Consider the following 10489-nt stretch of genomic DNA (forward strand, 5'->3'; position numbering starts at 1 on the left):
CGATGTATGTGGCAGCCAAGGGTGGCGAAAAGGCCATCCGCAACGCGCATGCCCTGCTGGCGAAGCGCCGGCGCGGCAATGAGGGACTACCCTCGATCACGCTCGACCAGATCGCCCAGCAACTGACGCTGGCGGTCGACCGGGTGATGGCGGAAGGCTCGCTCTATGATGTCGAGCTGGCGGCGCTGGCGGTGAAGCAGGCGCGCGGCGACCTGATCGAGGCGATCTTCCTCATCCGTGCCTTCCGCACCACGCTGCCACGCTTCGGCGCCTCCGTGCCGCTCGACACCGGCGACATGCTGGTGCGCCGCCGCGTCTCGGCAACCTATAAGGACCTGCCCGGCGGGCAACTGCTGGGGCCGACCTTCGACTACACGCACCGCCTGCTCGACACTTCGCTCGGCGGGGAGGGCGGCGAGAACGCGGTGGAGACCGGCAGCGACGCCCCGCTCGCCATGCCGCGCGTGACCGACCTCCTGGGTGCCGAAGGGCTGATCGAGGCGGCGCCGGAAGACGATGGCACCGAGCCCTTCGACATCACCCGCGCGCCGGTGACGTTCCCGGTCGACCGCGCCACCCGCCTCCAGACGCTGGCGCGGGGCGACGAGGGCTATCTGCTGGCGCTCGGCTACTCGACCCAGCGCGGCTATGCCCGCTCGCACCCCTTCGTCGGCGAGATTCGCTTCGGCGATGTCGAGGTGGTCTTCGAGGCGCCGGAGCTCGGCTTCGAGATTTCGCTCGGCACGGTGCAGGTCACCGAGTGCCAGATGGTCAACCAGTTCAAGGGTTCGGCTGAGGTGCCGCCGCAGTTCACCCGAGGCTATGGCCTCGTCTTCGGCCAGTGCGAGCGCAAGGCGATGTCGATGGCGCTGGTCGAGCGGGCGCTACGCTGGAAGGAGCTGGGCGAGGAGCCCGGCAGCCCGGCGCAGGACGAGGAATTCGTCCTCTCCCACTGCGACAATGTGCAGGCGACCGGCTTCGTCGAGCATCTGAAGCTGCCGCATTACGTCGACTTCCAGGCGGAGCTCGACCTCGTGCGGCGCATGCGCGGCGAGCATGAGGCCGAGATGAAGGAGGCCGCGGAATGAGCGCGATGCCGAAATCTTCCATGCCCGACATCACTTACAACTTCGCCTATCTCGACGAGCAGACCAAGCGGATGATCCGCCGGGCGATCCTCAAGGCGATTGCCGTGCCCGGCTATCAGGTGCCGTTCGCCGCGCGCGAGATGCCGATGCCCTATGGCTGGGGCACCGGCGGCGTGCAGGTGACGGCCGCCGTGCTGGGGCCGGACGATGTGCTCAAGGTCATCGACCAGGGTGCCGACGACACCACCAATGCGGTGGCCATTCGCGGCTTCTTCGAGAAGACCGCGCGCGTTTCCACAACCACCGCGACGGCCGACGCCACGGTGATCCAGACCCGCCACCGCATCCCCGAGACGGCGCTGAACGAGAACCAGATCCTCGTCTATCAGGTGCCGATCCCCGAGCCGCTGCGCTTCCTGGAGCCGCGCGAGACTGAGACACGCCAGCTGCATGCGCTCGCCGAATACGGGCTGATGCATGTGAAGCTCTATGAGGACATCGCCCGGCACGGCCATATCGCCACCACCTATGCCTATCCGGTCGAGGTGGCGGGCCGCTATGTGATGGATCCCTCGCCGATTCCGAAATTCGACAACCCGAAGATGGACGACTGCCCGGCCTTGCAGCTGTTCGGCGCGGGACGCGAGAAGCGCATCTACGCCATTCCGCCGCACACCCGCGTGCGCTCGCTGGATTTCGAGGACCATCCGTTCAAGGTGCAGCGCTTCGCCAAGCCCTGCGCGCTGTGCGCGGCGACCGGGGTCTATCTCGACGAGGTGATCCTCGACGATCGTGGCGGGCGGATGTTCGTGTGCTCGGACACCGACTACTGCAACACCCGGCAGGAACAGGGGCATGTCGGCGAGCTGGGCGTGCCGGCGGGTGCGAGCCCCTCACCCCAGCCCTCTCCCCCACGGGGAGAGGGGGTAGAAGGAGCCGCTCTTCACCTCTCCCCGTCGGGGAGAGGTCGGCCCGCAGGGCCGGGTGAGGGGACTGCTTCGGTGGAGCAAGAATGATGACCGAACAACCCCTGCTGATCGCCGAAGGGCTCTCGAAGAATTACGGCGCGCGCATCGGCTGCCGCGACGTCTCGCTGGAGGTCTATCCCGGCGAGGTGCTGGCGGTGGTCGGCGAGAGCGGCTCGGGCAAGTCGACCCTGCTTGGGCTGCTCTCCACCGAGCTCGGCCCCACGGCGGGCCGCGTCTCCTACCGCATGCGCGACGGCAGCCTGCGCGATCTCGCCAGTCTCGGCGCGGCGGAGCGGCGGCTGTTGATGCGCACCGACTGGGGCTTCGTGCGGCAGAACCCGGCGGAGGGGCTGCGCATGGCGGTTTCGGCCGGCGGCAATGTCGGCGAGCGGCTGATGGCGGTGGGCTGGCGCCACTATGGCAACATCCGCGAGGAGGCGCTCGACTGGCTCGCCAAGGTGGAGATTGCCGGCGACCGCATCGACGACGACCCGCGCGCCTTTTCCGGTGGCATGCGCCAGCGCCTGCAAATTGCGCGAAATCTGGTGACCCGGCCACGCCTGGTCTTCATGGACGAGCCGACCGGCGGGCTCGACGTCTCGGTGCAGGCGCGGCTGCTCGATCTCATTCGCGGGCTGGTGAGCGAGATGGGGCTGGCGGTGGTCATCGTCACCCATGATCTCGCCGTGGCGCGGCTCTTGTCGCACCGCCTTGTGGTGATGCGCCACGGCCGGGTGATCGAGACCGGGCTGACCGACCAGGTGCTCGACGACCCGCGCGAGCCCTATACGCAGCTACTGGTTTCCTCGGTTCTGGCGGCGTGAGGGAAAAGGGATGAACATGACCGACAAGACCCCTCACCCCACCCCTCTCCCCCTGGGGGAGAGGGAGCAGGCCGTCCTTACCTCTCCCCAGCGGGGAGAGGTCGGCCCGCAGGGCCGGGTGAGGGGGGAGGAGCCAATCCTTTCCGTCTCCGGCGTCGCCAAGACCTTCATCCTGCATCTGCGCGAGGGCGCGCGGCTGCCGGTGGTGGCGGGCGCCGGCTTCGAACTGTTCGCTGGCGAATGCGTGGCACTCGGCGGACCATCGGGTGCGGGGAAAAGCTCCGTGTTGAAGATGGTCTATGGCAATTACCGCGTCGATGCCGGCCATATCCGCGTGCGCGAGGGCGACGAGGTGGTCGATGTCGCCACCGCCGATCCGCGCCGGCTGATCCGCCTGCGCGAACGCACCATGGGCTATGTCAGCCAGTTCCTGCGGGTCATTCCGCGCGTCGGTGCGCTTGACGTGGTGGCCGAGCCGCTGGTCGGCGACGGCGTCGCCCGCGCGGCGGCGGTGGCGAAGGCCGGCGAATTGCTGGCGCGGCTCAACCTGCCGGAGCGGCTGTGGCAGCTGCCGCCCGCCACCTTCTCCGGCGGTGAGCAGCAGCGCGTGAACATCGCCCGCGGGCTGATCGCCCATCGTCCGCTGCTCCTCATGGACGAGCCGACCGCCTCGCTCGACGCCGCCAACCGGCAGGTGGTGGTCGAGCTGATCGAGGAGAAGAAGCGGTCCGGCGTCGCCATTCTCGGCATCTTTCACGATGCCGAGGTGCGCGAGGCGGTGTGCGACCGGGTGATCGACGTGACGGAATTCGCGAAAGCCGCGTGAAATCGCGGCGTGAGGACGAGATGAGCGAGACGGTTTACGCCAATGCGCGGCTGGTGCTGCCCGACGAGGTGCGGCACGGCCATCTGGTGGTGCGCGAGGGGCGCATCGCCGAGATCGGCGAGGGCAGCGCGCCCCGCTCGGCGGAAGATCTCGCCGGTGACTATGTGCTGCCTGGCTTCGTCGAACTGCACACCGACGCGGTGGAAGGCCATCTCTACCCGCGCCCGCGGGTGATCTGGAACGCCTTCGCCGCCGTCACCGCCTATGACGCGCAGATCGCCGCCTCCGGCATCACCACCGTGTTCGACTCGCTCCGGGTCTGGCCGGACAAGCGGGCGGTGGGCATGGATGGCGACGCGCCGCTGCTTGCCGCCACCATCCGGCAGGTGAGCGAGGCGGGGCTCCTTCGCGCCGAGCATTTCGTGCATCTGCGCTGCGAGGTGGCGGCCGACGGCGTGGTGGAGGATGCGCAGGCGCTGATGGAAAGCGCCGATGTGCGGCTCATCTCGTTGATGGACCACACGCCGGGCCAGCGGCAGTTCGCCACCGAGGATGATTTCCGCGCCTACTACATGAAGAAGAGCGGCATCACGGCGGCGGAAATGGACGTGATCATCGAGAAGCGGCAGGAGGCGCACCGCCTGCATGCCCGGCCGAACCGGGCGCGGCTGGTGGAGCTGGCGCGCGCGCGCGGCATCGTGCTGGCGAGCCATGACGACGCGACGACCGAGCACATCATCGAGGCGGTCGAGGACGGCATCGCCATCGCCGAATTCCCCACCACCGACATCGCGGCGGACGGCTCGCACGCGGTCGGCATCCGCGTGCTGATGGGCGCGCCCAATGTGGTGCGCGGCGGATCGCATGCCGGTAATGTCGCGGCGGAGACGCTGGCGCGTCGCGGGGTGCTCGACATCATGTCTTCCGATTATGTGCCGGGCAGCCTGCTGCTCGCCGCCTTCGACCTGCCGCGCCGGGTGGAGGGGATCTCGCTGCCGCAGGCGGTGGCCATGGTGAGCGCCAACCCGGCCGATGCCGCCAGCCTGACCGATCGCGGCCGGCTGGCACCGGGGCTGCGGGCGGACTTCCTGCGGGTTTCCGACGCCGGGCCGGCGCCGGTGGCGCGGGCGGTGTGGCGCGCCGGGGAGCGGATCGCGTGAATGCCATCGACCGTGGCGGGGAGCGGAAGTTCGACGGCGGCCGGCTTGGGCCGGGCGTGCTGGTTCTGGTGGTCGGGCCGTCCGGCGCGGGCAAGGACACGCTGATCGCCTATGCCCGCGAGCGGCTCGCCGGGCGGGCCGACATCTGTTTCGCGCGCCGGCGCATCACCCGCGCGGTCGACGCCACCGAGAACCACATCGCGGTCGATGACGACGCTTTCGCCCGTGCCGTGGCCGAGGGGCGCTATCCCCTGCACTGGCGCGCCAACGGACTGAGCTACGCGCTCGGCGAGGAAATCGTCAAAGAGATCGCCGGCGGGCGCATCGTCGTCGCCAACGGCTCGCGTGCGACGATCGCTGAGGCGCGCCTGCGCTTCCAGAACGTCAAGGTGGTGCATGTGACTGCGCCGCCCGAAGTGCTGGCGGCGCGCATCGCCGCGCGCGGCCGAGAGAGCGGCGAGGAGGTGCTGGCGCGCCTCGCCCGAGAGCCCATGCTCGCCGCTCCGCCGGAACTGCGCATCCTCAATGTCGACGCGGTCGATGCCGCCGGCGAGCGTCTGGCGGCTTTCTTGAGGGGGCTCTAGGCGCCCTCAAACGAAAAAGGCCGGGCAACTGGCCCGGCCGTGATCGTCAGTCAAAGAAAAAGGGCGCCGGCTTACTGCCGGTACTGCTGGATTCGGGTGGTGCGCAGCCCGGCGAGGCCGTGGCGGTCGATGGAAGCCTGCCAGGACAGGAACTCTTCCGTCGTCAAAGTATAGCGCTTGCATGCCTCCTCGAGACTGAGGAGACCGCCTCGGACGGCGGCGACGACTTCCGCCTTGCGGCGGATAACCCACCGCCGGGTGCTTGGCGGGGGCAAGTCGGCAATGGTTAACGGACTTCCGTCCGGTCCGATTACATATTTCACCCTCGGACGATAGGGCTCGTTCATGATACGCTCACTCAATACACAGCATCAATATGAGCATGATACCTGCCGAGCTTTAAATATTTCCCTAAGCGAATCACGGTCTGGTGAAGCCGATACGTGTAGTGCTTCGTTAATATTTACGAAGGGGTCTGTTTACGATTGGTTCCGCAGGGGAATGCACGCGGGCAGGCGGTGAGCCCTTATCTCCGTCGACAGGGTTCATAGATGCGCCACGGTGTCCTATATAAGGACGCTGCCGTGCCCATCCGTCCTGTGCCCCGTCACCTTGCGCCCCATCGGTCCGCCGCGTCCATGATCCGTCTCGACGACACTTCCCGTTCCCCGAGCCAGACCCGCGTGGTGGTGGCGATGTCGGGCGGCGTGGATTCCTCGGTCGTCGCCGCGCTCTACGCGCAGGCGGGCTACGATGTCGTGGGCGTGACGCTCCAGCTCTACGACCATGGCGAGGCGATGCACCATCGCCCCGGCGCCTGCTGCGCGGGGCAGGACATCTATGATGCGCGCATGGTGGCCGAGAAGCTCGGCATCCCGCATTACGTGCTCGACTATGAGAGCCGCTTCCGCCAGGCAGTGATCGAGCGCTTCGCCGACGCCTATGCGGCCGGGGAAACGCCCATCCCCTGCGTCGACTGCAATCGCACGGTGAAGTTCCGCGACCTCCTGGAGACCGCGCGCGACCTCGGCGCCGATATCCTCGCCACCGGCCATTACGTCACCAGCCGCGCGCTGGGCGACGGGCGGCACGGCCTGTTCCGTCCGCTCGACGAGAACCGCGACCAGAGCTATTTCCTCTACGCCACCACGCAGGAGCAGATCGACATGCTCCGCTTCCCGCTCGGCGAGACCACGAAGCCGGAAGTGCGGGCGCTCGCGGAGGGCTTCGGTCTGAAGGTGGCGGACAAGCCGGACAGCCAGGACATCTGCTTCGTGCCCAACGGGCACTACACCTCCATCGTCGAGAAGCTGCGCCCCGAGGCGGCCGAGCCGGGCGAGATCGTGCATCTCGACGGGCGGGTGCTCGGCCAGCACGCCGGCGTGATGCGCTACACCATCGGCCAGCGCAAGGGGCTCGGCATCGCCTCGTCCGAGGCGCTCTATGTGGTCGGCATCGACGCCGCGCGGCGGCGCGTCGTGGTGGGGCCGCGCGCGGCGCTCGGCGTCACCGCCATCCGCGTCGACGAGGTGAACTGGCTCGGCGACGAGACGCTGGAAGAGGCCGCAGCCGCCGAGAAGGAAATCCATGTGAAGGTGCGCTCGGCCCGTGCGCCGGCGCCCGGCCATCTCGCCCGCGCGGAAGATGGCACGGTGGAGGTGCATCTGCACGCCGCCGAGGAAGGCGTGGCGCCGGGACAGGCCTGCGTCTTCTACGAGGATGGCGGGGCGGGGGCCCGGCTGCTCGGCGGCGGCGTGATCCGCCGGGCACGCGAGCCCTTCACGGCGCTGACACGCGATGTAGAGATGATGGCGCGTTCGGCGTAAAGCATCTGAGTCGAACGTGGACTGGTTGGGCGAGCAGGCAGGGGAACTTCCATGACGACCGATCTTGACCGCGCCACTGTCGAGGAAGCCTATGCCCGCTGGGCGCCGGTGTACGACGTGGTATTCGGCGCCGTCTTCGAGGCTGGCCGCAAGGCGGCGATCAAGGCGGCGGAGAAGATCGGCGGCCGCATCCTCGATTTCGGTGTCGGCACCGGCCTTGCCCTGCCGAACTACAAGCGCACCAACCGCCTCGTCGGCGTCGACATCTCCGAGCCCATGCTGCAGAAGGCCCGCGAGCGGGTGAGGAAGGACAAGCTCCACCATGTCGAGGGGCTGGTCCTCATGGACGGCGCGCATATGGGCTTCGCCGACGATTCCTTCGACGTGGTGATTGCCCAGTTCGTCATCACCGTGGTGCCTCAGCCGGAGGAGACGCTGGACGAAATGGCCCGCGTGCTCAAGCCCGGCGGCGAGATCATCCTGGTGAACCATCTCGGCGCCGAGGATGGGCCGCGCGCGGTGTTCGAGAAGTGGTTCGCCCGCAAGGCGCGCAAGCTCGGCTGGCGGCCGGAGTTCCAGTTCGCCCGCCTGCGTAACTGGGCGGTGCAGAAGGGCACGGTGGACCTGCCGATCGCGAAAGATGTCGGGCTCGGCATGTACACGCTGGTGCGCTTCCGCAAGCGGACCGAGGCGGAGATGGCCGCGCAGACCGATACCGGGGCGGTTGCGCTGGCGGGATGAGGCGCTGCCGGGCGTCAGTTGCCGGCGGCGAGAGCGGGAATTACTTTGTCGCGAGATTACTTTCGCGCGTTGCCACGTGGCGGGGCGTGTGTCATCGTCATTGAAGATAGATTATAATCGTCTCATCATCTTATTTAACTGGACCGATATATGTCGTCCCCTGTTACTGTCATGCTGCTTCTCAAGCGCATGGACTGCAATGACGGAGTCTTTTCCTACTGCCAAACTGTAATCGAGGGGCTCAGGGCGCGCGGCGACCATGTCGTCATCGTTTCCGGGCCGGTGACCAAGACTGCCGAGTCCGAATTCAGATACCAGCGCGTGAAGGACAATGTCCTCGACTGGATCGTTCTCCCAAAAATTCAGTCACCTTATAATATTCCGAAATCGATATTTAATATCGTGAAGGTCGTCCGGAAATATAAGGTCGATGTCATAAGCCCGCAGGGTTTCGCCATTTCGCCGATCGCCCGCATCGTCGGCACATTGACCGGGCGTCCGGTCGTGCTCAACTACCTTCCGTCGCTGGTGGGAAAGCTGGGCATGGAGACGCAGGGCGACAGCCGCAGGAAGGAGATGCAGGTCAAGCTCCTGTCGCGGGTGACGTTTCCCGACAAGTTCATCGCCATTTCGCGTGAGATGGAAACGTTTTTCATCGACGTTTGCGGTATTGCAAAGAGCAAGATCGAACTGATCTCCACCGGCGTCGATGCGGACTTCTTTACCCGTCCCAGCGACGAACAGCGCAAGGCCGCGCAGGCACGGCTCGCGATCCCGCCCGGGCACATCGTCTGTTCGCTGGTGGCCCGGCTGAACTTTGTGAAGGGGCACGACGTGGTCATCGAGGCCGCGCGGATCCTTCGCCGCGACCGACCCGATCTCAAGCTGCTGTTCCTGTTCGGTGGCGGCGGCGACCAGGAGGCCGAGATCAAGCGTCTCGCCTTTCAGGACGCGGCGGATGAGCAGACGTTCCGCTTTCTGGGCTTCGGCTCCAATGAAGGGGTGCGTGACATCTTCTGGGCCTCGGACATCTTCCTGCTGCCGAGCCGCTACGAGGGCTTCGGCCTCGTGGTCGCCGAAGCCATGCTGTGCGGCTGCGTGCCGATCCGTACCCGCACCGGCGGCGCTGCTGAGCAGATCATCGAGGGCGAGACCGGCTTCACGATCGACATGGACGACGCGGCAGGACTGGCGCAGCGCATCGCGGCGCTGGGCGATCCGGAACTGCGGGCGAAACTGGGCGCGAACGCCGCCCGGCACGCGGCGGTCGCCTTCTCCAAGAGCCGGATGATCGAGCGCACCTCCGAACTCTTCCGCGCCGTTGCGCGGCGCGGGGACTGATCGGCCGCGCTCACTCCCACCACACCGCCGGCCCCACGGGCACGATGCCGGTCGGGTTGATGGTCTTGTGGCTCTCGTAATAGTGCCGCTTGATATGGGTGAGGTTCACTGTCCCGGCCACGCCGGGCAGGGCGTAGAGCGCTTTCACGAAGCGCGACAGGTTCGGGTATTCGACGATCCGGCGGATGTTGCACTTGAAGTGGCCGACATAGACCGGGTCGAAGCGGATCAGCGTGGTGAACAGGCGGATATCCGCCTCGGTGAGCTGATCGCCCAGCAGCCATTGTCGGCCATCGAGCCGCGCTTCCAGCTCGTCCAGCATGGCGAACAGCGCAGTGACGGCTTCGTCATAGGCGGCCTGCGTGGTGGCGAAGCCGGCCTTGTAGACGCCGTTGTTCACCGCGTCGTAGACCCGCGCATTGAGCGCGTCGATCTCGCTGGCGAGTGCGGCCGGATAATAGTCGTGCCGGTCCGGCGTGAAGGCGCCGAAGGCCGCATTGAACATGCGGATGATCTCGGCGGATTCGTTGCTCACGATGGTGGCGCGCTTCCTGTCCCACAGCACCGGTACGGTGACGCGGCCGGAATAGGCCGGGTCGGCCGCCGTATAGACCTCATGGAGCCGCTGCTTGCCGAGCACGGCATCCGTCGTGGCGCCTTCGGTGCGGCGGGCGGCATGGTCGGCGAACACCCAGCCTTCCTCGCCCATGAAGGGATCGACCACCGAGACCGAGATGACGTCTTCCAGCTGCTTCAGCTTGCGGAAGATCAGCGTGCGGTGCGCCCAGGGGCAGGCATAGGAGACATAGAGATGGTAGCGCCCGGCCTCGGCGGGAAAGCCTGCCTCGCCCGTGGGGCCCGCCGCGCCGTCGGACGTGACCCAATTGCGGAAGCTCGACGCCTTGCGCACGAAGCGACCGCCGGTGCTCGCGGTATCGTACCATTTGTCGACCCATTGGCCGTCGACCAGCAGTCCCATCGTGCGTCCTCCCGTTTCGCCCAGGCTAGGTGACCGACTCATAACTTCGCAGCCAGATGCGGATTGATGCGAGTTGGATCGAGGCGAGGAAATTGTCGTCTCGCTTGTCGTAGCGGGTGGCGACGGCCCTGAAGTGTTTGAGCTTGTTGAAG

General features: G+C 67.0%; 11 protein-coding genes and 1 pseudogene. 9 read left to right on the forward strand and 3 right to left on the reverse strand.

The features are described 5' to 3' along the window. Window positions 1-2: 2 nt before the first annotated feature. From ACO2RV_RS14305 to phnN, 6 genes are read left to right on the forward strand one after another with little or no spacing between them, the layout of a single operon-like run. The gene (locus ACO2RV_RS14305; RefSeq protein WP_423294067.1) at window positions 3-1088 is read left to right on the forward strand and encodes a carbon-phosphorus lyase complex subunit PhnI; all 1086 of its coding nucleotides are present in this window, start codon (window positions 3-5) and stop codon (window positions 1086-1088) included. Then, window positions 1085-2104: an alpha-D-ribose 1-methylphosphonate 5-phosphate C-P-lyase PhnJ gene (locus ACO2RV_RS14310; protein WP_423294069.1), complete on the forward strand. Its 1020-nt coding sequence runs from the start codon at window positions 1085-1087 to the stop codon at window positions 2102-2104. The genes ACO2RV_RS14305 and ACO2RV_RS14310 overlap by 4 nt, the downstream gene beginning before the upstream one ends. Next, on the forward strand, window positions 2104-2880 hold the full coding sequence (gene phnK / locus ACO2RV_RS14315; RefSeq protein ID WP_423294071.1) for a phosphonate C-P lyase system protein PhnK: 777 nt from the start codon (window positions 2104-2106) through the stop codon (window positions 2878-2880). Before ACO2RV_RS14310 ends, phnK begins: the two co-directional genes overlap by 1 nt. Before the next feature lie 16 nt (window positions 2881-2896). Beyond that, window positions 2897-3706 carry a phosphonate C-P lyase system protein PhnL gene (gene phnL, locus ACO2RV_RS14320; RefSeq protein WP_423294073.1) on the forward strand — a complete coding sequence of 270 codons (810 nt, stop codon included), beginning with the start codon at window positions 2897-2899 and terminating at the stop codon, window positions 3704-3706. Between the two features lie 20 nt (window positions 3707-3726). Then, entirely contained in the window at window positions 3727-4866 is a 1140-nt protein-coding gene (locus tag ACO2RV_RS14325; protein WP_423294075.1) for an alpha-D-ribose 1-methylphosphonate 5-triphosphate diphosphatase, read from the forward strand. Next, a complete protein-coding gene (gene phnN / locus ACO2RV_RS14330; RefSeq protein WP_423294077.1) occupies window positions 4863-5450 on the forward strand; it encodes a phosphonate metabolism protein/1,5-bisphosphokinase (PRPP-forming) PhnN in 588 nt (195 codons plus the stop codon). The genes ACO2RV_RS14325 and phnN overlap by 4 nt, the downstream gene beginning before the upstream one ends. A 71-nt stretch (window positions 5451-5521) precedes the next feature. Here the strand turns inward: phnN and ACO2RV_RS14335 are convergent, their stop codons facing one another. After that, window positions 5522-5797 carry a DUF1153 domain-containing protein gene (locus tag ACO2RV_RS14335; RefSeq protein ID WP_423294079.1) on the reverse strand — a complete coding sequence of 92 codons (276 nt, stop codon included), beginning with the start codon at window positions 5795-5797 and terminating at the stop codon, window positions 5522-5524. 291 nt (window positions 5798-6088) lie between these two features. On the opposite strand from ACO2RV_RS14335, the gene mnmA reads away from it, so the two are divergent. From mnmA to ACO2RV_RS14350, 3 genes are all read left to right on the forward strand, one after another. Next, window positions 6089-7276 carry a tRNA 2-thiouridine(34) synthase MnmA gene (gene mnmA / locus ACO2RV_RS14340; RefSeq protein ID WP_423294081.1) on the forward strand — a complete coding sequence of 396 codons (1188 nt, stop codon included), beginning with the start codon at window positions 6089-6091 and terminating at the stop codon, window positions 7274-7276. Window positions 7277-7327: 51 nt separating this feature from the next. Then, window positions 7328-8017 carry a class I SAM-dependent methyltransferase gene (locus ACO2RV_RS14345; RefSeq protein ID WP_423294083.1) on the forward strand — a complete coding sequence of 230 codons (690 nt, stop codon included), beginning with the start codon at window positions 7328-7330 and terminating at the stop codon, window positions 8015-8017. A gap of 171 nt (window positions 8018-8188) precedes the next feature. Continuing rightward, entirely contained in the window at window positions 8189-9358 is a 1170-nt protein-coding gene (locus ACO2RV_RS14350; protein WP_423294085.1) for a glycosyltransferase family 4 protein, read from the forward strand. Between the two features lie 10 nt (window positions 9359-9368). Here ACO2RV_RS14350 and ACO2RV_RS14355 read toward each other — a convergent pair whose 3' ends face one another. After that, a complete protein-coding gene (locus tag ACO2RV_RS14355) occupies window positions 9369-10337 on the reverse strand; it encodes a glutathione S-transferase family protein (protein ID WP_423294087.1) in 969 nt (322 codons plus the stop codon). A 25-nt stretch (window positions 10338-10362) separates the two neighbouring features. Beyond that, a pseudogene (locus ACO2RV_RS14360) lies at window positions 10363-10489 on the reverse strand (IS5/IS1182 family transposase); the annotation flags it as partial.

This window comes from Ancylobacter sp. VNQ12 (genome assembly GCF_049445835.1).
In the GTDB taxonomy this organism is placed as follows: Bacteria; Pseudomonadota; Alphaproteobacteria; order Rhizobiales; family Xanthobacteraceae; genus Ancylobacter.

Bases quoted from the DNA above. Each gene is read 5' to 3' on its own strand.
- ACO2RV_RS14310 (WP_423294069.1), top strand. From the start codon at position 1,085: ATGAGCGCGATGCCGAAATCTTCCATGCCCGACATCACTTACAACTTC.
- phnL (WP_423294073.1), top strand. From the start codon at position 2,897: ATGACCGACAAGACCCCTCACCCCACCCCTCTCCCCCTGGGGGAGAGG.
- ACO2RV_RS14355 (WP_423294087.1), bottom strand. From the start codon at position 10,337: ATGGGACTGCTGGTCGACGGCCAATGGGTCGACAAATGGTACGATACC.
- phnK (WP_423294071.1), top strand. From the start codon at position 2,104: ATGACCGAACAACCCCTGCTGATCGCCGAAGGGCTCTCGAAGAATTAC.
- ACO2RV_RS14325 (WP_423294075.1), top strand. From the start codon at position 3,727: ATGAGCGAGACGGTTTACGCCAATGCGCGGCTGGTGCTGCCCGACGAG.
- mnmA (WP_423294081.1), top strand. From the start codon at position 6,089: ATGATCCGTCTCGACGACACTTCCCGTTCCCCGAGCCAGACCCGCGTG.
- ACO2RV_RS14335 (WP_423294079.1), bottom strand. From the start codon at position 5,797: ATGAACGAGCCCTATCGTCCGAGGGTGAAATATGTAATCGGACCGGAC.
- ACO2RV_RS14305 (WP_423294067.1), top strand. From the start codon at position 3: ATGTATGTGGCAGCCAAGGGTGGCGAAAAGGCCATCCGCAACGCGCAT.
- ACO2RV_RS14345 (WP_423294083.1), top strand. From the start codon at position 7,328: ATGACGACCGATCTTGACCGCGCCACTGTCGAGGAAGCCTATGCCCGC.
- ACO2RV_RS14350 (WP_423294085.1), top strand. From the start codon at position 8,189: ATGCTGCTTCTCAAGCGCATGGACTGCAATGACGGAGTCTTTTCCTAC.